Source organism: Megasphaera sp. SW808 (genome assembly GCF_012027795.1).
Lineage (GTDB): Bacteria > Bacillota > Negativicutes > Veillonellales > Megasphaeraceae > Megasphaera > Megasphaera stantonii.
The window spans coordinates 1-25,250 of record NZ_SJOT01000029.1 but is presented as its reverse complement, the minus strand read 5'-3'; the positions used below and the strand labels follow the sequence as shown (position 1 = coordinate 25,250).

General features: G+C 49.9%; 19 protein-coding genes, 1 tRNA gene and 1 pseudogene. 13 read left to right on the top strand and 8 right to left on the bottom strand.

Annotated features, from left to right (window positions below; genetic code table 11):
- Window positions 1-327: 327 nt before the first annotated feature.
- From E0L13_RS11975 to E0L13_RS10055, 8 genes and pseudogenes are all read left to right on the top strand, one after another.
- Window positions 328-447: pseudogene (locus E0L13_RS11975) on the top strand (LysR family transcriptional regulator); the annotation flags it as partial.
- A 39-nt stretch (window positions 448-486) separates the two neighbouring features.
- Window positions 487-1,155, top strand: coding sequence for a LysR substrate-binding domain-containing protein (locus E0L13_RS10085; protein ID WP_346766176.1), 669 nt, complete (start codon window positions 487-489; stop codon window positions 1,153-1,155).
- Window positions 1,156-1,466: 311 nt separating this feature from the next.
- Window positions 1,467-2,882, top strand: coding sequence for a GntP family permease (locus tag E0L13_RS10080; RefSeq protein WP_107195766.1), 1,416 nt, complete (start codon window positions 1,467-1,469; stop codon window positions 2,880-2,882).
- A 53-nt stretch (window positions 2,883-2,935) separates the two neighbouring features.
- A complete protein-coding gene (locus E0L13_RS10075; RefSeq protein WP_154876904.1) occupies window positions 2,936-4,477 on the top strand; it encodes an acyl CoA:acetate/3-ketoacid CoA transferase in 1,542 nt (513 codons plus the stop codon).
- Window positions 4,478-4,515: 38 nt separating this feature from the next.
- Window positions 4,516-4,932: a MaoC family dehydratase gene (locus E0L13_RS10070; protein ID WP_087478870.1), complete on the top strand. Its 417-nt coding sequence runs from the start codon at window positions 4,516-4,518 to the stop codon at window positions 4,930-4,932.
- 793 nt (window positions 4,933-5,725) lie between these two features.
- On the top strand, window positions 5,726-7,141 hold the full coding sequence (locus E0L13_RS10065; RefSeq protein ID WP_168062152.1) for a GntP family permease: 1,416 nt from the start codon (window positions 5,726-5,728) through the stop codon (window positions 7,139-7,141).
- 64 nt (window positions 7,142-7,205) lie between these two features.
- The gene (locus tag E0L13_RS10060) at window positions 7,206-8,747 is read left to right on the top strand and encodes an acyl CoA:acetate/3-ketoacid CoA transferase (RefSeq protein WP_168062150.1); all 1,542 of its coding nucleotides are present in this window, start codon (window positions 7,206-7,208) and stop codon (window positions 8,745-8,747) included.
- A gap of 39 nt (window positions 8,748-8,786) precedes the next feature.
- Window positions 8,787-9,203, top strand: a complete 417-nt coding sequence (locus E0L13_RS10055) for a MaoC family dehydratase (RefSeq protein WP_087478693.1) — start codon at window positions 8,787-8,789, stop codon at window positions 9,201-9,203.
- Window positions 9,204-9,446: 243 nt separating this feature from the next.
- Here the strand turns inward: E0L13_RS10055 and E0L13_RS10050 are convergent, their stop codons facing one another.
- The 3 genes from E0L13_RS10050 to E0L13_RS10040 are packed head-to-tail and all read right to left on the bottom strand — an operon-like array spanning window position 9,447 to window position 12,235.
- Window positions 9,447-10,364, bottom strand: a complete 918-nt coding sequence (locus E0L13_RS10050; protein WP_168062148.1) for a 2-dehydropantoate 2-reductase — start codon at window positions 10,362-10,364, stop codon at window positions 9,447-9,449.
- A complete protein-coding gene (locus tag E0L13_RS10045; protein ID WP_168062146.1) occupies window positions 10,361-11,278 on the bottom strand; it encodes a 2-dehydropantoate 2-reductase in 918 nt (305 codons plus the stop codon). Before E0L13_RS10045 ends, E0L13_RS10050 begins: the two co-directional genes overlap by 4 nt.
- A 54-nt stretch (window positions 11,279-11,332) precedes the next feature.
- Window positions 11,333-12,235, bottom strand: coding sequence for a LysR family transcriptional regulator (locus tag E0L13_RS10040; RefSeq protein WP_168062144.1), 903 nt, complete (start codon window positions 12,233-12,235; stop codon window positions 11,333-11,335).
- A 209-nt stretch (window positions 12,236-12,444) separates the two neighbouring features.
- On the opposite strand from E0L13_RS10040, the gene nifJ reads away from it, so the two are divergent.
- Complete coding sequence (nifJ, locus tag E0L13_RS10035) at window positions 12,445-15,954, top strand: pyruvate:ferredoxin (flavodoxin) oxidoreductase (RefSeq protein ID WP_168062142.1); 3,510 nt, start codon at window positions 12,445-12,447, stop codon at window positions 15,952-15,954.
- Window positions 15,955-16,123: 169 nt separating this feature from the next.
- Here the strand turns inward: nifJ and E0L13_RS10030 are convergent, their stop codons facing one another.
- Window positions 16,124-16,597 carry a hypothetical protein gene (locus tag E0L13_RS10030; RefSeq protein ID WP_168062140.1) on the bottom strand — a complete coding sequence of 158 codons (474 nt, stop codon included), beginning with the start codon at window positions 16,595-16,597 and terminating at the stop codon, window positions 16,124-16,126.
- A gap of 195 nt (window positions 16,598-16,792) precedes the next feature.
- On the opposite strand from E0L13_RS10030, the gene E0L13_RS10025 reads away from it, so the two are divergent.
- Window positions 16,793-16,866, top strand: a tRNA-Gly gene (locus E0L13_RS10025).
- A 564-nt stretch (window positions 16,867-17,430) separates the two neighbouring features.
- Here the strand turns inward: E0L13_RS10025 and E0L13_RS10020 are convergent.
- From E0L13_RS10020 to ybaK, 3 genes are all read right to left on the bottom strand, one after another.
- Window positions 17,431-19,098 carry an AAA family ATPase gene (locus E0L13_RS10020; protein WP_168062138.1) on the bottom strand — a complete coding sequence of 556 codons (1,668 nt, stop codon included), beginning with the start codon at window positions 19,096-19,098 and terminating at the stop codon, window positions 17,431-17,433.
- A 148-nt stretch (window positions 19,099-19,246) separates the two neighbouring features.
- Entirely contained in the window at window positions 19,247-19,906 is a 660-nt protein-coding gene (locus E0L13_RS10015; protein ID WP_095630253.1) for a uracil-DNA glycosylase, read from the bottom strand.
- Window positions 19,903-20,415, bottom strand: coding sequence for a Cys-tRNA(Pro) deacylase (gene ybaK / locus E0L13_RS10010; RefSeq protein WP_095630254.1), 513 nt, complete (start codon window positions 20,413-20,415; stop codon window positions 19,903-19,905). Before ybaK ends, E0L13_RS10015 begins: the two co-directional genes overlap by 4 nt.
- Window positions 20,416-20,615: 200 nt before the next feature.
- Between ybaK and E0L13_RS10005 the strand changes: the two genes are divergently transcribed.
- The 3 genes from E0L13_RS10005 to E0L13_RS09995 are packed head-to-tail and all read left to right on the top strand — an operon-like array spanning window position 20,616 to window position 23,566.
- Window positions 20,616-21,401, top strand: coding sequence for a carbon-nitrogen family hydrolase (locus E0L13_RS10005; protein WP_168062136.1), 786 nt, complete (start codon window positions 20,616-20,618; stop codon window positions 21,399-21,401).
- 18 nt (window positions 21,402-21,419) lie between these two features.
- Window positions 21,420-22,376 (top strand): AEC family transporter, encoded by a 957-nt coding sequence (locus tag E0L13_RS10000; RefSeq protein WP_087478703.1) that lies wholly within the window; start codon window positions 21,420-21,422, stop codon window positions 22,374-22,376.
- Between the two features lie 23 nt (window positions 22,377-22,399).
- Window positions 22,400-23,566, top strand: a complete 1,167-nt coding sequence (locus E0L13_RS09995; protein WP_168062135.1) for an amidohydrolase — start codon at window positions 22,400-22,402, stop codon at window positions 23,564-23,566.
- A gap of 75 nt (window positions 23,567-23,641) precedes the next feature.
- Here the strand turns inward: E0L13_RS09995 and gdhA are convergent, their stop codons facing one another.
- Window positions 23,642-24,991, bottom strand: a complete 1,350-nt coding sequence (gdhA, locus tag E0L13_RS09990; RefSeq protein WP_168062133.1) for an NADP-specific glutamate dehydrogenase — start codon at window positions 24,989-24,991, stop codon at window positions 23,642-23,644.
- Between the last annotated feature and the right edge of the window lie 259 nt (window positions 24,992-25,250).

Genomic DNA, 25,250 nt, shown 5'->3' with positions numbered 1-25,250 from the left:
GCGGATATTTTGGAATAGAATCGTGTCGTGCCAAAAGCAAAGAAAAATTTAATTTATAATTCCATGGAATTCCAGAAAAGGCAACAAAATGAATTGAAAGCGTGCTGATAATGATATAATTTCATTTTAAACGCTATTTGTTGTATGACATAATAAAAAATATAGTATGGAATCGGGGCGTGAAATCCTTTTTTCTAATAAATCGTAAAAGTTTTTGTATGTGACCAGAAGATAAGGATTCGGGACAAACCTGTCGGAGAGGAGACACACATATGAATATAGACCATTTTATCTATTTCATCGAAACCGTAAAAAAAACAAAGCTTTACAAAAGCAGCCGAATCGTTGTTTATCAGCCAGTCGACGATCAGCAAGGCCATTCGTTCGCTGGAAAGGGCCTATGATACGGAATTAATTGACCGGACGGCGAAGAAGTTTAAATTGACCTCTGCCGGCGAAATCTTTTATCATGGCGCCGTAAAGATCGTGTCGAATTATAAATCGGAAACGGAAGTGTTGTCGGCGCTGCTGAAATCGGCGCGAGGAACCCTGACCTTAGGCGTCCCGCCCGTTACGATTACGGTCGTATATTCTATTCTGCATCAATATCAATCCATGTATCCGGCCATTAACCTTCAGATATCCGAAGTAGGGGCGCAGACGGCTTATTCCATGGTTAAAGCCGGCGCCGTAGATATGGGTATCCTGATTCAGCCCTTTGTCGATGACGACTTCGTACAGATTCCCTTCCTACAGTCCGAAGCCGTATGCGTCGTGCCGCCGGGACACCGCCTGGCCGAATACGATTCGGTTTCCTTCAAGCAGCTGGCGCAGGAGGATTTCTACATGCTGAATAATACGTTCATGCTTCATGACAGCATTATCAACAACTGCCATAAAGCCGGCTTTTCTCCGAACATCGTCATGGAGAGCGGGCAATGGGATTTGCTTATCGAAGCCATAAACTGCGGCAACGGGATTACCATTCTGCCCAAGCCGGTCATCGATAAGATCTGCGATGGAAAGGTCGTGCAGATTCACTTGACGGACCCGGAATTTCCCTGGATTCCGACGCTGGCCTATCGCAAGGAAAAATTCATTTCCACGCCGATGCAGCTGTTTTTAGACATGATTCAAACGTTTATAAAAAAATAAACTTGTCAATGAGTTTTTGTCCGATTGCATTATTTGCATTCATTGGACAAAAACTCATTATTTTATTGCCATAAAAAGGCAAATATGCAAAACATCAAACGTTTAACCTAGAAAGATGAATGAAAATATGAATTATTGAATGATTTTCATATAAAAAATGAAGACACGTCGTTTTACTTTGCCTCATAGAAAGTGCTATCATGAAAGCATAGAATGCATTCGTTAAATGTAAAGCGTACATTTGTCATGACTTAACTTGTTACTGTTTTCACTTTTTAAAACTTTATATTGGTAAAGGAGATGAGAGACATATGGATTTTAACATTCTCGTTATTCTGCTGAGCTTGATTGGCTTGATGACCTTTGCATACCGTGGCTTCTCCGTTATCATGATGGCTCCAATCATGGCTATCTTGGCGGCTACCTTGACTGGCCTTGACGTTATGCCTTCGTACACCGAATTGTTCATGGGCAAGGCTGTAACGTACATCAAATCGTACTTCCCGGTATTCATGTTAGGTGCTATTTTTGGTAAAGTCATGGAAGAAACTGGATTGGCCCGCGGTTTGGCCAGCGCCATCATCAATGGCTTGGGCAAAGAACCGGCTAAAGCCGTTCTCTCCATCGTATTGGCAGGTTCGATCCTGACCTATGGCGGCGTTCTCTTGTTCGTCGTTGTATTCGCAGTATATCCCTTTGCTGCGGCTCTCTTTAAAGAAGCAAATTATCCGAAACGTTTAATCCCGGTCTGCATTGCCCTCGGCGCCTTTACGGCTACGATGGACGCCTTGCCGGGCACTCCGCAGATTCAGAACGTTATTCCGACGACATATTTCGGCACGAACCTCTATGCCGGTCCTCTTGCTGGCTTCATCGGTTCGGCTATCATTTACGGCTTAGGTATTTTCTACGTAACCCATCGTTTGAAAGCTGCGATTGCCAAGGGCGAAGGCTACGGCAACCACACGACAAACGAACCGGTTATCGATCCGAACGCAAGATTGTTCCCTTGGTATGTTGCCTGCCTGCCGCTGGTAACGGTATTGGTCGTCAACTTCGCAGTTACGGAATTTGTTACATGGAACCCGGCTATTTTGGAACCCTTCCACTCCATGAAGGGCGTTCCCCTCGTAGCTGCTAAGGTTCAGAACGTAGCTAGTATCTGGTCCCTTATCATCGCTCTCGTAAGCGGTATTTTGGTAGCCTTGGTTGTCGGCTGGCGCGAAATCAAAACGGTCGACGGCATGTCCAAGATCCTCAACGCCGGTGCTATCGGCTCCCTGCTCGCTATTATGAACACGGCATCCGAAGTTGGCTATGGTAACGTTATCTCCCAGCTTCCGGGCTTCGCTGAAGTTGCTAACTTCCTCATCAGCATCCATATCGGCGGCACGCCGCTCGTATCTGAAGCTGTCAGCGTAACGGTACTGGCCGGTATTACAGGCTCCGCTTCTGGCGGTTTGGCTATCGCCTTGGAACTGATGGCTCAGGATTGGCTCGCTTGGGGTCAGTCTATCGGTATGGGTCCGGAAATCCTCCACCGCGTCGCCTCCATGGCTTCCGGCGGTTTGGATACCTTGCCCCATAACGGCGCGGTTATCACACTGCTCGCAGTTTGCGGCCTGACCCATAAAGAATCGTATAAAGATATCTTTGCGATTACGGTATTGAAGACCTTCACTGTATTCGTCATCATCTTTATCTACTCTGTAACAGGGCTCCACTAAACGATTTATATATAGACGTTTGTTGAAGTATAGAATGGGAGGAGATGCTCATCATGGCAAAATTTGTAACGGCTGCTGAAGCGGTTCAGCAGATTAAAGATGGTTCCATGTTAGCAACGAGCGGTTTTGTCGGTGGCTTGCTTGCAGAAGCCGTATTGAAGGAAATCCAGGCTTCGTTTAAAGCCAACGGCACGCCGAAGGATTTGTCTATCGTATATGCGGCTGGTCAGGGCGACAGCGGCGAACGCGGCCTGAACCACCTCGGCGAAGAAGGTTTGATGAAACGCATTATCGGCGGTCATTTCAACTTGTCCCCGCGTCTCGGCGAATTGATCAACAACAATAAGGTAGAAGCATACAACCTGCCGCAGGGTACGATTTCCCAGTGGTTCCGCGACATCGCGGGCCGCCGTCCCGGCACGATTACCAAAGTAGGTCTCCGTACCTTCGTCGATCCCCGTGTAGAAGGCGGCAAAATCAACGATGTAACGAAGGAAGATATCGTTGAAGTTATTGAATTGGGCGGCGAAGAATGGCTCTGGTATCATCCGCACAAAATTGATGTAGCTATCATCCGCGGCACGACAGCCGACGAAGACGGCAACGTTACGATGGACGGCGAAATCGGCACGGGCGAAGCCTTGGCTATCGCTGAAGCGGCTAAAGCCTGCGGCGGCATCGTTATCGTTCAGGTAAAAGATGTAGCAGCCAAGAATACGCTGGACCCGAGAGACGTTAAGATCCCCGGCGTAATCGTCGACTATGTCGTAAAAGCTGACGAAGCTGACCATATGATGACTTGGGATTATGCGTACAACCCGGCATTCAACGGCGATGTAAAAGTTCCTCTGGATTCGGTAGCTCCGCTGAAACTGAACAACCGCAAGATCATTGCCCGCCGCTGCGCTATGGAACTGATTCCCGACGCAGTCGTAAACCTCGGTATCGGCATGCCTGAAGGCGTTTCCATCGTTGCCGCTGAAGAAGGCATCGACAGCATGGTACTGACGACAGAAGCAGGCACTATCGGCGGCGTACCGGCCGGCGGCCTGAGCTTCGGCGCAGCCACGAACGCCTCGGTTATCCTCGACCAGCCGTACCAGTTTGACTTCTATGACGGCGGCGGCGTAGACCTGGCAATCCTCGGCTTGGCTGAATCGGATGTCAACGGCAATATCAACGTAAGTAAGTTCAATGGCCGTGTAGCAGGCTGCGGCGGCTTCATCAACATCACGCAGAACTCCAAGAAGGTAATCTTCTGCGGCACCTTCACAGCCGGCGGCCTGAAGGAAGAAGTCAAAGACGGCAAACTGGTCATCACGAGCGAAGGCCGGAATAAGAAGTTCCTGAATCAGGTAGAACAGGTAACGTTCAGCGGCGCCTATGCAAATGCCGTAGGACAGCCCGTACTGTACGTCACGGAACGCGCCGTATTCAAGCTGACTCCGGAAGGCTTGGAACTGATCGAAGTGGCACCGGGCATCGACATCGAAAAAGACGTATTGGCATACATGGACTTCAAGCCCATCGTCAAAGACGTCAAGCTGATGGACGCTCGTATCTTTGAAGACAAACCCATGGGTTTGGAACTGTAATAGTATATCCGTAAGGTAAGCAAGGAGGAGATGCAGAAATGGCAAAAGACGTAAAATATGAAGATATTAAGATCGGTGATAAAGCATCTGTATCGAAGACGATTTCCGAATTCGACGTATATGCCTTTGCCGGCGTAACGACGGACTTCAACCCCGTTCACATCAACAAAGAATTCGCTAAGGATTCCATGTTCAAACAGCGCATTGCCCATGGTATGTTGTCGGCAGGCCTGATTTCGGCCGTACTGGGCACGGAGCTGCCGGGCGTGAACACGATTTACATGAATCAGTCCCTCAGCTTCCTGGCACCGGTATTCTACGGTGATACGCTGACCGCGACGGTAGAATGCAAGGAAAAAGACGATGCAAAACACCGCATTATCTTCAAGACGACCGTAACCAATCAGGACGGCAAGGTCGTAACGGACGGCGAAGCCCGCGTCATGAAAAAATAAGTCAAACGCTCGCTCGTATCCGATGTATCCGGACTTAGAAGCCTAAGCCGATGATTCACTGCTTACATGATTCACCGACAACATGTCCGGTTAAGTAAACGAAACCAACCTTTTAAGTGCTTACAAGCTCTTGCCAACTTGTCTAACCCACATGACAGGTTGGCAAGAGTCTTTTTTTTTTACAAAATTACTAATGAAGCAGTGAAACACTGTATAAAAAATGGCAATGAGAAGAAGAGGATAGTGCTATATGTGCCGTATATATTGATTTAAATATATGGATATGCGATATAATAGAGGAAGAATGTTCATTTTTGAACAAAAAGAATCATTCCCTTCCTTTTTTCAGCTAGATTAAAAACGCATAATACTTTCTTCGTTTTTTATTGCAGAGAAACAAAAAAGTTTTTTTCTTTTAGAACTGCTGCGAGGACTTGAATTAAAGTACAGCATACATGCGTCTATCAGTATTTCATAATAAGGAACAATAGTGTCTGGAATAGACTTTTTATACTTTTTTTCATTCAAGGAATGCAAAGGAAGTCAAAGAATATGGGATAAAATAGCTCTTGAGACGTAAAGCGTTTTACAAGCGAAGAATGAAATTATTTCATATATTAAATGAAGACAGACCATTTTACTTTGCTGAAATGGAAATGCTATGATGAATGTGTAGAATGCATTTTTAGATTTCAATATCCTGAATATTAAGAATGCATTAGCCATGGCTGTTTTATTTTTTAGTCCTTTTAAGTTCTAATTGTCACAAAGTTATAAGGAGTTGAGAGTACACATGGATTTTAACATTCTCGTCATCTTACTCAGCTTGATCGGCCTGATAACGTTCGCATACCGCGGCTTCTCCGTTATCATGATGGCCCCGATCATGGCTATCCTGGCGGCTACGCTGACTGGTTTAGACCTCATGCCTTCATACACCGAATTATTCATGGGTAAAGCCGTAACGTACATCAAATCGTACTTCCCGGTATTCATGTTAGGTGCTATTTTTGGTAAGGTCATGGAAGAAACGGGTCTTGCCCGTGGTTTGGCCAGCGCTATCATCAATGGCTTGGGCAAAGAACCTACAAAAGCCGTTATTTCTATCGTATTGGCAGGTTCGATCCTGACCTACGGCGGCGTTCTCATGTTCGTCGTTGTATTCGCAGTATATCCGTTCGCAGCAGCCCTCTTTAAAGAAGCTAACTATCCGAAACACCTGATTCCGGCCTGCATCGCTTTAGGTGCATTTACGGCTACGATGGACTGCTTGCCCGGTACTCCGCAGATTCAGAACATTATCCCGACGACATATTTCGGCACGAACCTTTATGCCGGCCCGCTTGCTGGTATCATCGGCGCCGTCATCATTTATGGCGTTGGCGGTTTCTTTATTATCCATCGTTTGAAATCCTGCATCGCTAAAGGCGAAGGCTATGGCAATCATACGCTGAACGAACCTGTACTGGACCCGAACGCAAAATTGTTCTCCTGGCAGGTTGCTTGCCTCCCCTTGCTGACTGTATTGGTCGTTAATTTTGCTGTTACTGAATTCGTTGCTTGGAATCCCGATATCCTCGTTCCCTTCCAGCATATGAAGGGCGTTCCCCTCGTAGCTGCTAAGGTACAGAACGTAGTTAGTATCTGGGCTTTGATTATCGCCCTTGTCTGCGGCATCATCGTCGCTTTGATTGCCGGCTGGCGCGAAATCAAGACGGTTGACAGCATGTCCAAGATCCTCAATGCCGGTGCTATCGGTTCCCTGCTCGCTATTATGAACACGGCATCCGAAGTTGGTTATGGTAACGTTATCTCCCAGCTCCCGGGCTTTGCTGAAGTAGCAGGCTTCCTCATGAGCATTCATATCGGCGGCACGCCGCTCGTATCCGAAGCTGTCAGCGTAACGGTGCTTGCTGGTATTACAGGTTCTGCTTCCGGCGGTATGGCTATCGCTTTGGAATTAATGTCCCAGGATTGGCTCGCTTGGGCACAGTCCATCGGCATGGGTCCGGAAATCCTCCACCGTGTTGCTTCCATGGCTTCCGGCGGTTTGGATACCTTGCCCCACAACGGCGCTATCATCACGCTGCTCGCAGTTTGCGGCTTGACGCATAAAGAATCGTATAAAGATATCTTCGTAATTACGGTACTGAAGACCTTCACCGTATTCGTCATCATCTTTATCTATTCTGTAACAGGGCTTCACTAAGATACATCAACATATACAAAAATTTTGTAAAGTTTAAGATGTAAAGCAAAAGGAGATGCTCATCATGGCAAAATTTGTAACGGCTGCTGAAGCAGTACAACAGATTAAAGACGGCGCAACCATCGCAACGAGCGGTTTCGTCGGCGGTTTGATTCCGGAAGCAGTATTGAAAGAAATGGAAGCTTCCTTTAGAGCTAACAACACGCCTAAAGACATGACAGTTATTTATGCTGCAGGCCAGGGCGACAGCGGCGAACGCGGCCTGAACCACCTCGGCGACGAAGGCATGCTGAAACGTATTATCGGCGGTCACTTCAACCTGACACCGCGTTTGGGCGAATTGATAAATAACAATAAAGTAGAAGCCTACAACCTGCCGCAGGGCACGTTGTCCCAGTGGTTCCGCGACATCGCGGGCCGCCGTCCCGGCACGATTACCAAAGTCGGCCTCCGTACCTTCGTTGATCCTCGTCTGGAAGGCGGCAAAATCAACGATGTAACGAAGGAAGATATCGTTGAAGTTATTGAATTGGGCGGCGAAGAATGGCTCTGGTATCATCCGCACAAAATTGATGTAGCTATCATCCGCGGCACGACAGCCGACGAAGACGGCAACGTTACGATGGACGGCGAAATCGGCACGGGCGAAGCCTTGGCTATCGCTGAAGCGGCTAAAGCCTGCGGCGGCATCGTTATCGTTCAGGTAAAAGATGTAGCAGCCAAGAATACGCTGGACCCGAGAGACGTTAAGATCCCCGGCGTAATCGTCGACTATGTCGTAAAAGCTGACGAAGCTGACCATATGATGACTTGGGATTATGCGTACAACCCGGCATTCAACGGCGATGTAAAAGTTCCTCTGGATTCGGTAGCTCCGCTGAAACTGAACAACCGCAAGATCATTGCCCGCCGCTGCGCTATGGAACTGATTCCCGACGCAGTTGTAAACCTCGGTATCGGCATGCCTGAAGGCGTATCGGTAGTCGCTGCTGAAGAAGGCATCGACAGCATGGTACTGACGACAGAAGCAGGCACCATCGGCGGCGTACCGGCCGGCGGCCTGAGCTTCGGCGCAGCCACGAACGCCTCGGTTATCCTCGACCAGCCGTACCAGTTTGACTTCTATGACGGCGGCGGCGTAGACCTGGCAATCCTCGGCTTGGCTGAATCGGACGTCAACGGCAATATCAACGTAAGTAAGTTCAATGGCCGCGTAGCAGGCTGCGGCGGCTTCATCAACATCACGCAGAACTCCAAGAAGGTAATCTTCTGCGGCACCTTCACAGCCGGCGGCCTGAAGGAAGAAGTCAAAGACGGCAAACTGGTCATCACGAGCGAAGGCCGGAACAAGAAGTTCCTGAAACAGGTAGAACAGGTTACGTTCAGCGGCGCTTATGCAAATGCCGTAGGCCAGCCCGTACTGTACGTCACGGAACGCGCCGTATTCAAGCTGACTCCGGAAGGCTTGGAACTGATCGAAGTCGCACCGGGCATCGACATCGAAAAAGACGTATTGGCATACATGGACTTCAAGCCCATCGTCAAAGACGTCAAGCTGATGGACGCTCGTATCTTTGAAGACAAACCCATGGGTTTGGAACTGTAATATGCAGTTATATACTTCACAAAGAGAGGAGATGAAAAAATGGCACGTGATGTAAAATATGAAGATATTAAGATCGGTGATAAAGCATCCGTATCGAAGACGATTTCCGAATTCGACGTATATGCCTTTGCCGGCGTAACGACGGACTTCAACCCCGTCCACATCAACAAAGAATTCGCTAAGAATTCCATGTTCAAACAGCGCATTGCCCACGGCATGATTTCTGCAGGTTTGATTTCGGCCGTACTGGGCACGGAGCTGCCGGGCGTGAACACGATTTACATGAATCAGTCCCTCAGCTTCCTGGCACCGGTATTCTACGGTGACACGCTGACGGCGACGGTAGAATGCAAGGAAAAAGACGATGCAAAACACCGCATTATCTTCAAGACGACTGTCACCAACCAGGACGGCAAAGTCGTCACCGACGGCGAAGCCCGCGTCATGAAAAAATAAGACGAGCTGCTGTCAAAGGTAGTACCCGGACATAGAATCCAAAGCCGATGATTCACCGCTTACATGTTTCACCGACGGGATGTCCGGTCTGTAGTAAACGAAAACAACCTTTTAAGTGCTTACAAGCTCTTGCCAACTTGTTATGGCTATGGCCGGCAGGTTGGCAAGAGTCTTTTTATACGAAAAAGGCCCTCGTGCTCTATGGATAGATTTCATAGAGCACGGGGGCCTTTGGTATTATGCTTATGTCGCCGTATGCTGCAGGCGCTGCAATATCGTGTGGTAGCAATGGGCTGAGAAGGGAACGGGAATATGCAGCTCGTCAGCCGTTTTTACCAAGTATCCGCTGAAGGTTTCCAGCTCGCTTTGACGGCTCTGCATGATGTCGCGGGCCAGGGAGCTGGAGACGTCTTTGTTCTTTTGGCGCATGACGCGGTCGTAAATCTCCTCGGGAAGGGTTGGCGAGAGGGCGATGCCCAATGCCTTGCCGACGGCATAGGCCTCATCCAGGAGGGTGCGGAACTCTTCTTTGCCCTTGGGCTGGGAGAAGACGTAGCCGATGGTCCCTTCGTAATAGGACGTAATGACATTGTAGGCGCAGTTCGTAATGTATTTGTTCCAGATTTCCGCCGTAATATCGTCGGAGAGGCGGCACGTCAGGCCTTCGCAGTTGAGCACGTCGTAGGCGCGCTGCGCCGCCTCCTTGTCGTCGGAGCCGATAAAGATGCGGGCGAAGGTTCCCGATTGGCGTATGGAAAAATCTGCTTCATAGGCCGACGTAATGTAGATCGTCGTGTCGACGATGGGACATTTCGGCAGGAGCTTTTTGGCAACGGCGCCGTGGTCGACGCCGTTCAATATCAAGACGACGACGGTGTGCCGGCCAATGCAGGGACGAATCGCCGTGAGCGCATCGGCGAGGGAATAATTCTTTACGCAGACGAATATCATGTCTTGTATGCCCGCTGCCGACGGGTCGTCGGTCACGGCGGGAAAGGCCGTGTGTTCGCCGAAGACGTCGCTGTGGAGGACGAGGCCCTTTTCCAGCAGCGCTTCTTTGCGCGGTCCCCGGGCGATCAGCGTGACGTCGGAGTAGGCGGCGCATAAGACAGATGCGACGTAGCCGCCGACGCCGCCGATACCTGTTACCATCAGTTTCATGCCCTTACCTCCCGTTTCAGCAGCTCTTGATAGAATCGCTTGGATACGGGAGCCGGCACGCCCAGATGATCGGCCAGGCGGACGAGATGGCCGCTGAAGGTTTCAAGCTCCGTCGGCTTGTGAGCCATGGCGTCGCGGGCCATAGAGCTCGTCGCGTCGGCATTGCGGTAATGCATCATGTCTTCGAAAATCTCCGCCGTCAGTCCGGCTGGGAGCTGTACGCCATCGGCTATGGCTACGGCATAGGCTTCGTCGAGAAGGGCCCGAAACTCTGCTAGCCGTTCCGGATGCTCCAGCAGTCCTCGTGTCGTACAGGTGTAATAGGCCGTAATCGTGTTGTAGGCGCAGTTTATGATGTATTTTTTCCATACTTCGCTTTTCATATCCTGGGGAATCGTACATTCCATGGCCTGTTCGTGATGCAGCAAGCGGCAGACCAGGGCTGCGGCGTCGCGGTCGGGGCTGTCTGCGCGCATGCGGACGTAGGGGCTGGCGTGGCAGATGGCGTATTCGCCGTCGTAGGATGATGTGATGTAAATAAGCGAATTTACGACTCGGCCCGCAGGAAGGGCGGCCCGGGTCCGGTCGGCATGGTCGATGCCGTTCATAACAGGGACGACTACGGTGTGCTCGTCGACGCATGGGCGAAGGGCGGCCAGGGCTTTGTCCAGGGAAAAGGTTTTTACGCAGACAAAAATTACATCCTGAATGCCAACGTCGGCCGGGCAGTCTGTCACGGCGGGATGATAGGTTTGTTCTCCTAAGACGGCGCTGTGGACGACCAATCCCCGCTGTTCCAGGGCCTTCTTCCGTTCGCCCCGGGCGATCAGCGTGACGCTGCCGGGATAATAGTGGCAGAGAACGGCGGCAATGTAGCCGCCGACGCCGCCAATGCCTGATACCATTAATTTCATAACGTATTCACCTTCTTAATCAGCGTGTATTGTAGTAATAAAACGACGGAATGCCTAGAGCCGGGACGTTTCCGTCTCGATAACTGCCTGTATTTCCTGCAGGAACCCTTCTATCTGCGGCGTCATGACCTTGTTGGCGTGGAGCACTGTCTGGACGTACGAGCTGTCGCAAAAGTCGGTAATCGGCAGGATGACGACATCGCCCTGCTTAGCCGCCTGGGCGACGGTGTATTGGGGCAGGACCGATAAAAAGTTGCCCTTGCTGACGAGGCGCGTTGCCGTGTTGGCGCTTTGCAGCGTCAAGAATGGGCGAAGGGTAATATTCTGGGCGGACATGGCGCTCTGAAAGGTGACGATGTAGGGAGCTGTCAATTCCATCAAGATGAACTCCTCGTCTTTTAAATCGCTCAGGGTCAGAGAGTTCTGCCGGCACAGGTGATTGCCGGGATTGGCGATGACGACGATGTCTTCCTTTCGGGAATACCATGTGTGCCACTGCGTTTTCGGCAGGGGCTCGGCAATGAGGCAGGCGAAGTCAAGAACGCCGATCTGCATCCGATTTTTCAGGGTCGCCGTATCGTCGACGACTAACTCGACTTTGACGTTGGGAAAGTGCTGATGATAACGGAGAAGGGATGATTCGAACAGGATTTCGTACAGCGATTCTACCATGCCGATGCGCAGGGTGCCGCCGAGGGATTCCTTGGATTTCAGGAAATTTTCCATCAGTAGGGCCGTCGCGACGATTTTCTGGGCGTAGGGAATCAGCTCCTCGCCATGCTGAGTCAGCGTGACCTGGCGGCCGATGCGGTTGAATAAGGGCGCGCCGACCTCCCGTTCCAGCTGCTGAATCTGCGCGCTGACGTTGGACTGGGAATAGCCGAGGATTTTCGCCGCCTGCGTGAAGTTTTTTATAGAAACGACTTGAAGAAAGGTATTTAAGTTTCGTATTTCCATAATTTATAATCTCTCCTTCATATGACTAGTATGCAAGATTTTCTTTTCTCCGTCAATGATTTTTATAAAATATTGAAAAGTGGCTTACATCAGGCTTGACAATCAAAAATATTGATTAAAGCGATTAATTTCATTTGTTATACAGATATAGAATTGTGCGTTATAATAAAGCCATTGAAGACTATTTTTTATTAGTTGGAGGGATTTTCATGGCAAAAAAAATAATGACCATGGACGGCAATACCGCTGCCGCTTATGTGTCCTACGTGTTTACTGATGTTGCCGCTATTTATCCTATTACGCCTTCTTCCACGATGGCGGAAAAAATGGACGAATGGGCGACTAAGGGCGTTAAGGACATGTTCGGACAAGTTGTCCGCGTTCAGGAAATGCAGGCTGAAGGCGGCGCTGCCGGCGCTGTTCACGGCTCTTTGCAGGCAGGCGCTTTGACGACGACCTACACGGCTTCTCAGGGCTTGCTCCTTATGATTCCGAATATGTACAAAATCGCCGGCGAATTGCTCCCGGGCGTATTCCACGTTGCAGCTCGTGCTCTCGGCACGAACACCTTGTGCATTTTCGGCGACCAGCGCGACGTCATGGCTTGCCGTCAGACCGGCTTTGCTATGCTGGCTGAAGGCAGCGTTCAGGAAGTTATGGACTTGTCGGCTGTCGCTCACTTATCGGCAATTAAAGGCCGCGTTCCGTTCCTCAACTTCTTCGACGGCTTCCGCACGTCTCATGAAATTCAAAAAATCGAAGCCTTCGACTACGACGATTTGGCAAAATTAGTCGACATGGACGCTGTTAAAGAATTCCGCGACCGCGCTACCAACCCGGATCATCCGACGACGAAGGGCACGCTGCAGAACTCGGATATCTACTTCCAGCAGCAGGAAGTACAGAACAAGTACTACGAAGCGCTGCCGGATATCGTTGAAGACTACATGGAAAAAATTTCCGCTCTCACGGGCCGGGAATACCATCCCTTCAGATACTACGGCGCTCCCGACGCAGACCGCATGATTGTCGCTATGGGTTCCTTGACGGACGCTATCGAAGAAACGGTAGACTTCCTCAACAAACGCGGTGAAAAAGTCGGACTCCTGGCAGTTCACCTCTATCGCCCGTTCTCGGAAAAATACTTCTTCAAATATATTCCGGAAACGGTTACGAAGATCGCTGTTCTTGACCGCACGAAAGAACCGGGCTCCGTTGCTGAACCGCTGTACCTCGACGTCAAGGGCGTATATGCCGGCAAGGAAAAACAGCCTCTTATCGTAGGCGGCCGCGCTGGCCTCGGCGGAAAAGACACGACTCCGACCCACATTCTTTCCGTATTCGAAAACTTGAAGCTCGACCAGCCGAAAGATCAGTTCACTATCGGCATCGTCGACGACGTTACCTACACGTCCCTGCCCCTCGGCGAAGACATCGACACGACGCCGGAAGGCACGACGGCCTGCAAGTTCTGGGGCCTTGGCTCCGACGGCACGGTCGGCGCCAACAAGAGCGCTGTTAAGATTATCGGTGACCACACGGATATGCACGCTCAGGCTTACTTTGCCTATGACTCCAAGAAATCCGGCGGTATTACCGTATCTCACCTCCGCTTCGGCAAAAACCCGATCAAATCGACGTACCTCATCAACAAAGCTGCTTTCGTTTCCTGTTCGCAGCAGTCGTACGTACATAAATACAACGTATTGTCCGGCCTGAAGAAAGGCGGCAGCTTCCTCCTGAACACCCTCTGGACTCCGGAAGAACTGGACGCGAACCTGCCGGCTTCGATGAAACGCTACATCGCGCAGAACGATATTCAGTTCTACACGATCGACGCTGTAAACATCGCTCAGAAAATCGGCTTAGGCGGCCGCTTCAACATGATCATGCAGGCTGCGTTCTTCAAGATCGCCGACATCATTCCTATTGACGATGCTGTTAAATACCTGAAAGACGCTGTCGTTTCCTCGTACGGCAAAAAAGGCCAGAAAGTCGTCGACATGAACAACGCCGCTATCGACAATGGCGTGACAGGCATCGTAAAAATCGACGTTCCGGCCAGCTGGGCTGACGCTGCCGATGAAGCTGCTCCTGTCAAAGACGTTCCCGAATTCGTTACGAAGATTTTGGAACCGGTCAACGCACAGGAAGGCGACTCCTTGCCGGTCAGCACGTTCATCGGCCTGGAAGACGGCGCATTCCCGCAGGGCACGGCTGCTTATGAAAAACGCGGCGTTGCTATCAACGTACCGGAATGGGATGCAGAAAAATGTATCCAGTGCAACCAGTGTTCCTTCGTCTGCCCGCACGCAGCTATTCGTCCGGTTCTCTTGACGGATGAAGAAGTCGCCGCTGCTCCGGCCGGCCTCAAGACGAAACCGGCTGTCGGCGTTCCCGGCATGCACTTCACCATGGCTGTCAGCGTCCTCGACTGCTTAGGCTGCGGCAGCTGCGCTCAGGTTTGCCCGGCTAAGGAAAAAGCCCTGGAAATGAAACCCTTCGGTTCTCAGGAAGAAAAAGCTCCCCTCTGGGATTATGCCGTCAATCTCCCTGCTAAGAAGAACCCCATGAATAAATTCACCGTTAAAGGCAGCCAGTTCGAACAGCCGCTGCTCGAATTCTCCGGCGCCTGCGCAGGCTGCGGCGAAACGCCGTATGCAAAACTCATTACGCAGCTCTTCGGCGACCGCATGATGGTTGCTAACGCTACGGGCTGCTCCTCCGTATGGTCCGGCAGCGTACCGTCCATGCCGTACACGACGAACGAAGCAGGCCACGGCCCGGGCTGGGCGAACTCCTTGTTCGAAGACAACGCCGAATTCGGCTTGGGCATGTTCTTGGCTACGCAGCAGGTTCGCGAAAAAATGGCTATGGATATTCAGGAAGCTATCGACAACCCGAATACACCGGCCGACGCGAAAGCCGTATTCCAGGAATGGCTCGACAATAAGGACGTAAGCGAAGGCACGCGCGAACGGGCTGACAAAGTTGTCGCCGTCGTAGAAGCAGCTAAGGACGTATGCCCGATCTGCAAACGCATCTATGAACGCCGCGACAATTTGGTAAAACGCAGCCAGTGGATCTTAGGCGGCGACGGCTGGGCTTATGACATCGGCTTCGGCGGCTTGGACCACGTATTGGCTCAGGGCGAAAACGTCAACGTTTTCGTATTCGATACGGAAGTTTACTCCAACACGGGCGGTCAGTCCTCCAAAGCTACGCCGACCTCGGCTATCGCTAAGTTCGCAGCCGGCGGCAAGAAGACGAGAAAGAAAGACTTGGGCCGCATCGCTATGACCTATGGCTATGTATACGTCGCTCAGGTTGCCTTGGGCGCCGACAAGAACCAGTGCCTGAAAGCGATTCAGGAAGCTGAAGCTTATGACGGCCCGAGCTTGATCATCGGCTATGCACCGTGCATCAACCACGGCATCAAAGCCGGTATGGCCAACAGCCAGATCGAAGCTAAGAAAGCCGTTGAAGCTGGCTACTGGCACCTGTATCGCTACAACCCGGCTCTGAAAGCTGAAGGCAAGAATCCGTTCATCCTCGATTCTAAAGAACCGGTCAGCGACATTAAAGACTTCCTCATGGGCGAAGTCCGCTATGCATCGCTGAAGACCGTATTCCCTGAAAAGGCTGACGAATTCTTCGAAAAGACGGCTGAAGACATGAAAGACCGTCTCGAAGCATACAAGACCTTGGCTGGAAAATAAGCCGATACGTTAGTGTATAACTCTATTTGCTCATAGAATCACATACAGCAAAACACGCCTTATCCTTCGGGATAGGGCGTGTTTTGTTTGTCGCTGCAGGACATGATAAAGGGGCTTGCTGCACGTTTAACGTGCGGCAAGCCCCTTGTATCTCTGGAAAAATATGTCTTTACTGCTTCGGCAATGCAGCCAGGCGATGGGTATTGACGAACATGTCTTTGATATTTTTAAATTGAATCGTGTCGATGCTGATTTCCTTTGCTTCTCCCTGGGGAGAGTAGACCTGCTGCAATTCCGCTTTTAAATCGTACGTGTTGTCGCGTTTATTGCCGTGAAGCGTCGCCGTATATTCGTTGATCTGACGGATGACCTGATTTTGCTGGAAGGCCATGGCGTCCAAGGTGCTGTTGTACTTTTCTACGTACAGCGTGCAGGAAATATTTTCGATGCTGTTGGGGAAGTCTCGAGTCTGCATGCTCTTTATAGAATCCATATCGACGTATACGACGCCGTCGGGCTGGGTGCTTACGACGCGGTACCGGTCGGGATTATTCAGCAATGTCGTCGAGTCCATTGCGCCGACGGCGGCGCAGCCCATCAGGAGCGTTCCGGCCATCGCGACGGCAGTTAAGATTTTTTTCATAGCGTATCACTATCCTTTCTAAAATCCTTGTGAATGCATTATAACATAAAGTCTGCCTTAGGAATAGAGATGCGGCGAAACTGTAACAAAACAGTGACATGACGAAGGCCGCTCCTGGGATTTTATTATATTTTCAGCTCCAATCTCTTTACAAAGGGCTCGTGTATTTGATATACTTAATAAGTACCATAACATGCGGGTGTAATTCAGTGGTAGAATACGAGCTTCCCAAGCTTGGTACGAGGGTTCGATCCCCTTCATCCGCTCCATACAGATAGAAACTGGCCTCATGGGTGTTTTCCATGAGGCCATATTTTATAAAAAAGAGCTTTTTGGCACCTTATTTTGAAGATATTTAATTTATATGAACTTTTTTAACAATACATAAAGTTTACATAAAACGGATTTTTATTCTAAGATTATGCAATATGAGATACTTGATGCTGACACCGGATACATAGGGGACGTCCGAATTGCTTTTGAGAATAACTACTGACTTTATCGCTGATTGTTGCTCCGCAATCGGCACATTTCAGTGGTTGTTTCTTTCTTACTGATTGCATCGGGGCAGAAGACTGTGCAGTAGCTTTTGGCTTTTGTTTTGTCGTCGAAAGGGCGGTCTGTATATCGGCTTCTGGATCATCACCTGTACTAATCGCTAAACTTAACATATAGGCATACTTGATAGCGGCTGTTTCTGCCATATCCCGTATTGTATGCGCCGCGTGGATTAGTAATCTCCAATAATATATTAACCCTAACAGCACAGATTTTGACATTTTTCATTAATTGCAAAAGGCCCTAGCCGATACTGGCTAGGGCTGCTATCGTGCTTATATTTTCATTTTTACATGAATTTGCTTGCCGCAGAAGGCAATGCCGTATTTCCAGACTTTTGAAATTCCCCGTTTTTCAAATTCTGTCCCGTACTGCCTTCCCTCAATCTGCCGCAGCGCTTCGTCGGCTTTATCTTCCAGCTGCGCTTCGCTGTTGGTGGCTTTAAACTCCATCAAGACGCCGGCTTTATTTGTATCTTTGGGGAAAATTGCGAGATCAAACCGGCCGTAGCCGCTTTCTCTATTCGATTCGACCGTATAATTTCGGCCTAAAAACAGAGCGGCCATGCCCAACATGAAGCCGTGATAAAAGCTTTCTTTATTTGCCGTATCATAGGTGCTGGCAAACCGCAGCAATATTTTTTGCAGCAGGTACGCAAAGTCTTCGCTCTGGCCGGTAAACAGCAAATCAAATAAACCGTCGAAGGTGTCCCGATCCATTCCTTCTACGATGGTATTCAGGATTTTCATGCTGTATACCCGTTTGATTTCTTCATTGGGAATGCGCAGTAAGTAGCGGTCGTAGCTCGTCGGGATATTTTCCGATACGGTCAAATACCCTGTTGTAAGCAGCATGGTATATAAGGCGCTTCGGTCTTTTCCAATCTGGTCATAGATCACGCCTTCATTCAAGCTGACAGAAACGGGTGTATCATGGAGGAGTCCACGCAGCGCCTTGATTTGTAAGTAATCGGCGTGGGAAACTAGCTCGCGCAGGATGCTGTTATTAGACGTATTCATCCAATAGGGCCGAGGGAGGCATTGGTTATCGATGTAGCTGATGACCGATAAGGGATTATATATTTCACTGCTGCCAAAGCGATACCCGTCATACCACTGTTTCAGTTCCGGCAGTACTTCCGGTTTGCCTATATCTTCCGTTAATTTAGCGACTTCTTCCGGCGTAAATCCGAAAACCGTACTGTACTTATCGCGCAGGATTGAGCAGACGTCTAAGTTGTTCAGGCCGCTGAAAATGCTTTCTTTGGCAATACGAAGTACGCCTGTTAGAACCGCAAAATCTAATGATGCATTTGTCTTTAAAGCGCTGCCTAAAAATTGCCGCATAAACCGAATACATTCGCCGTAAAATCCCCGTTCCCAAGCCTGCTGTATTGGCGCATCGTATTCATCTATAAGCAGAATCACTGGTTTTCCATAATGCTGATGCAGCATTGTAGTCAATCTCAATAAAGAAACAGCCAATTCATCCTGCGTAGCATTCTCATATATGACTTTTTGAAGATAAATTTTTAATGAGTCGTCTACAACCGCACTTTGAGACAGATAGTTAAAACTTCTATACAAATCGGCTAACGCAAAGCCCAGACTCTTAACGATACTTTCCCATGTGTCGCCCGATACATTTTTTAACGATATGAAGATAACGGGATGCGCACCGAGATGGTTCATGTACGCCGTCCCACTTTTTTCTACTGATAATCCTGAAAACAAGCCTTGACTTTCTTTTTTCCGATCAATGGAAAAGAAATACTCCAACATGCTCAGGGTCAGCGTTTTCCCAAAACGCCGGGGACGAGTAATAAGTGTTACGGCACTATGTGTATCTATGAGCTGCCGAATAAAATCCGTCTTATCTACAAAGTAATAGTCTTCCCGCACTTTTTTAAAGTCATCAACGCCGATGGGCATCGCTTTGTTCATGTATTTCACCTCCCGAATATCCTTTGCATTCATTATATGATAGGACTCTCTTTGCTGTCCATAGATGAGGCAAGGCTAATCGGTATTCGCAGTATAACATACACCCCTTCACATCGGATGGATATAAAGGGGCGTGTGCTGCAGTCGGTTAAAAATGTCTGGATTTATGGAGGTCTTCGAACTGCTCCATCAGGTTGGGCTTTTCCGGGCTTTGGTATACATAGTCCGGCATGGCTTCCTTGGCTTTGTCTACGGCAGCCTTGAAATCGTAGTATACCTGCCATTTGGATTCTACGAGGTCCTTGCCGGTTTGGCGCAGCAAGAAGGCCGGATGATACGTCGGCATGACGGGAATGCCGTGATAGTCGAACCAGATGCCGCGGTTGCGCATAATGCTGGCTGTTTTTCCGTAGAAATACTGAAAGGCGACCTTTCCCAGGCAGACGATGACCTTCGGCTGTACCATTTCGATTTCACGGAGGAGATGGATGTTGGCGCAGCGCTTTCCTTCTTCCAGCGTCGGCGTCCGGTTGTTCTTAGGGCGGCATTTGACGATATTCGTAACGTAGACGTGGTCGCGCGTCAGTCCTACGCTCCACAGGGCTTTGTCCAGCAGCTGTCCCGACGGGCCGACAAGGGGCACGCCGTACTCATCTTCCACACCGCCGGGTCCTTCGCCGACGAACATGAGGGGCGACGCCGGGTCGCCGGAGTATCGCGTCGGGCCGCGGTTGCCTTCGTGACGCAATTCGCATTTTGAACACTGCATGAGCTCATGCAGCCAAGGTTCCATTTCTTTGTCTGTCATCGTACTCTTCCTTCCGTCAATGTAATGTCTTTCATCGTGAGCTGATGGAATTCTGCGTGAATCAACTGGGCGACGTCCTGCGGCGCTACGAGGACCTGCTGCCCCCGCATGCCGGCGCTGAGGCTGATGGCTTCGTATTGCAGGGCTGACTCGTCGATATACGTAGGAAACTGCTTTTTCATGCCGATAGGGGAGCAGCCGCCGCGGATATATCCCGTCAAGCCGAGCAGATCTTTGACGTGGAGCAGCTGAACCGATTTATTGCCGCTGCAGGATGCGGCCTTCTTTAAATCGAGCTCCTTGTGACTGGGAATGCAGAATACGACGGGTCCCGTCTTGTTTCCCTGTCCTACCAGCGTTTTGAATACCTGGGCCGGGTCCATGCCGAGCTCGGCGGCGGCGTGAACGCCGGACAGGTCGTCTTCAGAATATTCATAAGCTTTCGTTGTATAGAAAATTTTTTGTTTATCTAAAATGCGCATGACGTTGGTCTTTTTCGTTTTAGCCATACTATCCCTTCTCTCATATGCTATTCATTTTACTATATCAATATACAGTCCTTTTTTCAAGCCCCGGCAAGGATAGGGGATGTTTCGTTTTGTTGCCGCAGGCTCTCATACAATCGGATATTGTGTTTCTCTTATATTTCTATTATAATGATTTATGGCGAGATGTTATCAAAAATATACAGTAGAAAGAAGGGACAGATATGAAGATTGCAGCGGCTCAGATGTCTCTGCGGCTGGGGGATGTAGAGCATAATTATAAGCAAGTAGAAGACTGGATACGAAACGCTGCACAGGAGCGGCCCGATATTATCGTACTGCCGGAAATGTGGAATACGTCCTTTTATCCCGACAATATCCGTGAATTGGCCGATGAGGACGGGCGGCGGACGCAGGCCTTCTTATCAGAGTCAGCGGCTCGGTTCGGCGTTCATATTGTCGGCGGTTCTGCAGCTGTCCGTCGGGAAGGTAAGCTGTATAATACGATGTACGTGGCAGATCGCAGCGGCCGTATTGTCAGCTCGTATGACAAGGTGCATTTATTTGCGCCGGGCCATGAAGATGAAAAATTTACGCCGGGAACAAAGGGCTGCGCGTTTTCCTTGGATAGCATTCCCATGGCTGCCGTGATTTGTTATGATGTCCGTTTTCCCGAATGGGTGCGGATGGCGACGCTGACGGGGGCGCAGATTATTTTTGTGCCGGCGGCCTGGCCGGCGTCCCGCGTGGATCACTGGTGCATATTGAATCAGGCCAGAGCGATTGAAAACCAGCTGTTCATCGTGGCGGTCAACAGCTGCGGCAGTACGGATTCCATGCAGTTCGGCGGCCATTCGATGATTATCGACCCGTGGGGGAATGTCTTGGCGCAGGGGGGAGACGGCGAAGAGATGCTTCGTGCAGATATCGACTTGGACAGCGTCACCGATATTCGAAGCCGTATCAATATATTTCATGACCGACAGCCTAGGCTATACGACTTGACATAAGAGGGAGATGGATTGATAGTGGAAGCTGTGTTTCATGGGCTGCAGGGTATTTTTGAAATATTGTTTATGATTGGCATCGGTTTTGTGTTGTCGAAGAAAGGGTGGTTTGGACCGGATACCAGCGCAATATTAACCCGGCTTATCATGAAGGTCGCCTTGCCGTTGTTCATGATTTGCCAGTTGGAGCGGGATTTTACACATGATTCGCTGCTGCGGATTGCGCCGGATTTGGCTCTGCCCTTTTTGTCTATCCTCCTGGCCTACGTCGTGGGCCGGGCGGCAGCTGCGGCGCTGCACATACGCAGGGAGCGGCAGGGCATCTTTATTACCTGTTTTTTTGTCGCCAATACGATCTTCATCGGACTTCCCGTTAACCTGGCCTTATTCGGTACGCAGAGCGTGCCTTCGGTCATGCTGTATTATATGGCGAATACGACGATGTTCTGGACCTTGGGGATTTATCACATCGTCAACGACAGTACGGGCGGACAGGGAAATATGCCGTTATTTTCGCTGCAGACTGTCAAAAAGGTGTTTTCGCCTCCGCTGGTGGCCTTTCTCATTGGCCTGGCGTTGATTATGGCCGACGTTAAGCTGCCTGAATTCCTTCACGTATCTTTCCAGTACGTAGGAAATCTGGCGACGCCGCTGTCCCTTATCGTCATCGGCATTGAAATGAGTTCGCTGCCGCTGCGTAGCGTACAGTGGGACCGCGACTTGATAGGGGCTCTGATGGGGCGGTTTATCGTTTGCCCGCTGTGCGTATTGGCCTTGCTTCCCTTTGTGTCTGTTACACCGATGTCGGCTCAGGTGTTTACAATGCAGGCCAGTATGCCGGCTATGACGCAGATGACCGTCGTCGCCAAGGCGGTTGGAGCTGATGTGAAGTATGCTACGGAGATCAGCTTTATCACGGTAGTATTGGGGCTTATCGTGATTCCGTCGTATATGTTCTTGATTCAGTACGTTCTATAAATTTATAGGAAATAGGTGTATATATGTCTTTCATAAATCAGTTTGCACAAAGCGTGCAGAAATATGGTCCGCAAGCTTTTTCTTTAAATTACCGCATTGCCGACGACCCGGAGCTGTCGGGCGAAGAATATCATGCCTGCGCGGCCTATGTCGAAGCCTGCCGTGCCCTGGGCATGGAGGTGACGGAGCAGTTTGCCGGTTTGCCGACGGCGTTTAAGGCGACGGTACGGAAGGTTTCCAACCCGGTTTTGAAAGTGGCTCTTCTGGCCGAATATGACGCCCTGCCGGAAATCGGGCACGGATGCGGCCATTCGGCAAACGGTGCTATGAGCTTTCTGACGGCGGCCGCTTTTTTGGATATGGCCGATCTTCCCGTGCATGTTGATCTCATCGGTACGCCAGACGAAGAGCTGCGGGGCGGCAAGGTCGCCATGTGCGAGCAGGGAATCTTTCATGACTATGATTTAGCGATGATGACGCATGTCATGCCCGATAAGACGATGGCCAACTCACATTTCTTGGCTCTTAGCGATTATCGCGTCGCTTTTCATGGGCAAACGGCTCATGCGGCGAGCAGCCCGTGGAATGGCCGCAACGCCCTGAACGGCGCGATGCTGGCAATTCACGCTATCGACATGCTGCGCCAGCACGTACGGCCGGAAACGCGGATTGGCGTCTATCTCGTCAACGGCGGCACGGCGTCGAACGTCGTGCCGGACTATGCAGAGCTTGAATGCTGCGTTCGTCACAGCGATCGGCCGTATTTAAACGAAGTCATTGCTAAAATCATGAAATGCTTCGAAGGGGCGGCCATTGCGACAGAAACGACGTATGAAGTGACGCAGATGGGATATGAATTTGACAATATGGTTTGGAATGAAGCGGCGACGGAAGTATCGCGGTCGGTGCTGCGTGAAATGGGCATTCCCTTTACCGATACGGAAGAGTGCCAGAGCTCGGACATCGGCAATATCAGCCATCAATGTCCGGCCCTTCATCTGTGCCTGGCCATGGGAGATACGTATTATCCGGAACATTCCGTACAAATTGCCGACGCCGTAAAAAATAAAGCTATCGAGCCGGTTATCGCCCAGGGGGCGGAAATTATGGGCCGCATCGTATTTAAGCTCTTGGAAAATGAAGGATTGCGCCGGGCCGTGCAAGAAGACTTTAAAAAGCATACTCTGTAACATCGTCCGTTACCAGGACATAAAAAATACTGTGCAGCCGGAGCTGCACAGTATTTTTTATGTTGGAGTATGTTTTTAGAATACGCCTTGAGCGAGCATTGCATCGGCAACGCGTTCGAAACCAGCGATGTTGGCGCCGGCGACGAGGTTGTAGCCTAAGCCGTTGCGAGCTGCTGCGTCTTTGCAGTTGTTGTAAATCGTATTCATGATCTGGTGGAGACGTGCGTCAACTTCTTCTGCCGTCCAAACGAGACGTTCGCTGTTCTGGCTCATTTCAAGGGCCGATACGGCAACGCCGCCGGCGTTAACAGCCTTGGACGGAGCTACGATCATGTCTTTCTGTTCCATTAAGTATTTCAATGCGTCGTTCGTCGTAGGCATGTTGGCGACTTCGATGTAGTAGCGAACCTTGTTGGCCGCGATCTGTTTTGCCTGTTCCATATGAACGTCGTTCTGCATAGCAGACGGCATAACGATATCGACTTTTCTGCCCCACGGTTTTTCGCCCGGGAAGAATTCTACGCCGAATTTATCCGCATAATCCTGTACGCGGTTGCGGCCGCTGTTGCGCATTTCTAACAAGTAATCGATCTTTTCTTCCGTAGCGACGCCATCGGGATCATAGATGTATCCGTCAGGACCGGACAACGTAACGACTTTAGCGCCCAATTCCGTAGCTTTTTTGCAGATGCCCCAGGTTACGTTGCCGAAGCCTGCTGCGGCAATGGTCTTGCCTTTGATATCCTGGCCGTCGTCTTTCAGGACGTTTTCCAAGAAGTATACGGCGCCGTAGCCCGTTGCTTCCGGACGAATGAGAGAGCCGCCGAAGCTGAAGCCTTTGCCCGTCAATACGCCGTTTTCAAATGCGCCCTTCAAGCGGCGGTATTCGCCGAAGAGGTAGCCGATTTCACGGCCGCCAACGCCCATATCGCCGGCCGGAACGTCGATGTCGGGACCAATGTAGCGATAGAGACCCTGCATGAAGCTCTGGCAGAAGCGCATGATTTCTGCGTCGGATTTGCCTGTCGGGTCGAAGTCTGCGCCGCCTTTTGCGCCGCCGATTGGGAGGCCCGTCAAAGCATTTTTGAAAATCTGTTCGAAGCCCAGGAATTTAATGATGCCGGGATATACGTTTTTCTGGAAGCGGAGACCGCCTTTATACGGCCCGATTGCTCCGTTAAACTGGAAGCGGTAGCCCGTGTTCGTATGATAGTTGCCGGCATCGTCCTGCCATACGACGCGGAAGGTGAATTGTCTTTCCGGTACGACCAAGCGGTTCAGCAAGTCAAATTTTTCATATTCCGGATGTTTTTCTACAACCGGTTCCAGAGACGACAATACTTCTTCTACGGTCTGGACGAATTCCGGTTCGTTAGCATATTTCGTACGTACGCCTTCGATAACTGATTCAAGATATTTGTTCATGAAAATCACCTCATCTAAGAATTTAGTATCCCACAAATCGTCTTTCTATGGTCTTATCATAGCATGTTTTTTGCCGTTTGAAAACATCGTAATATGAAAATGAGTTTCTGTTTTTGAAAATTTAAGAGTAAATTTTAAGTATTACCATTAAATATAGTAAAAATCGATTTAAAACACCGCATAATTTAAATACATAGGCAAATGCATTCCTAATAATTATTTGAATTATAATAAAAATGCAACCATGAAAAAGAGCTAT

What these genes read in the sequence shown, in the direction of transcription:
- E0L13_RS10030 (WP_168062140.1), bottom strand. Translation starts at nt 16,597, where the DNA reads ATGAAAAAAATCTTAACTGCCGTCGCGATGGCCGGAACGCTCCTGATG.
- nifJ (WP_168062142.1), top strand. Translation starts at nt 12,445, where the DNA reads ATGGCAAAAAAAATAATGACCATGGACGGCAATACCGCTGCCGCTTAT.
- E0L13_RS09995 (WP_168062135.1), top strand. Translation starts at nt 22,400, where the DNA reads ATGTCTTTCATAAATCAGTTTGCACAAAGCGTGCAGAAATATGGTCCG.
- E0L13_RS10055 (WP_087478693.1), top strand. Translation starts at nt 8,787, where the DNA reads ATGGCACGTGATGTAAAATATGAAGATATTAAGATCGGTGATAAAGCA.
- E0L13_RS10005 (WP_168062136.1), top strand. Translation starts at nt 20,616, where the DNA reads ATGAAGATTGCAGCGGCTCAGATGTCTCTGCGGCTGGGGGATGTAGAG.
- ybaK (WP_095630254.1), bottom strand. Translation starts at nt 20,415, where the DNA reads ATGGCTAAAACGAAAAAGACCAACGTCATGCGCATTTTAGATAAACAA.
- E0L13_RS10045 (WP_168062146.1), bottom strand. Translation starts at nt 11,278, where the DNA reads ATGAAATTAATGGTATCAGGCATTGGCGGCGTCGGCGGCTACATTGCC.
- E0L13_RS10020 (WP_168062138.1), bottom strand. Translation starts at nt 19,098, where the DNA reads ATGAACAAAGCGATGCCCATCGGCGTTGATGACTTTAAAAAAGTGCGG.
- E0L13_RS10080 (WP_107195766.1), top strand. Translation starts at nt 1,467, where the DNA reads ATGGATTTTAACATTCTCGTTATTCTGCTGAGCTTGATTGGCTTGATG.
- E0L13_RS10050 (WP_168062148.1), bottom strand. Translation starts at nt 10,364, where the DNA reads ATGAAACTGATGGTAACAGGTATCGGCGGCGTCGGCGGCTACGTCGCA.
- E0L13_RS10075 (WP_154876904.1), top strand. Translation starts at nt 2,936, where the DNA reads ATGGCAAAATTTGTAACGGCTGCTGAAGCGGTTCAGCAGATTAAAGAT.
- E0L13_RS10015 (WP_095630253.1), bottom strand. Translation starts at nt 19,906, where the DNA reads ATGACAGACAAAGAAATGGAACCTTGGCTGCATGAGCTCATGCAGTGT.
- E0L13_RS10040 (WP_168062144.1), bottom strand. Translation starts at nt 12,235, where the DNA reads ATGGAAATACGAAACTTAAATACCTTTCTTCAAGTCGTTTCTATAAAA.
- gdhA (WP_168062133.1), bottom strand. Translation starts at nt 24,991, where the DNA reads ATGAACAAATATCTTGAATCAGTTATCGAAGGCGTACGTACGAAATAT.
- E0L13_RS10060 (WP_168062150.1), top strand. Translation starts at nt 7,206, where the DNA reads ATGGCAAAATTTGTAACGGCTGCTGAAGCAGTACAACAGATTAAAGAC.
- E0L13_RS10070 (WP_087478870.1), top strand. Translation starts at nt 4,516, where the DNA reads ATGGCAAAAGACGTAAAATATGAAGATATTAAGATCGGTGATAAAGCA.
- E0L13_RS10065 (WP_168062152.1), top strand. Translation starts at nt 5,726, where the DNA reads ATGGATTTTAACATTCTCGTCATCTTACTCAGCTTGATCGGCCTGATA.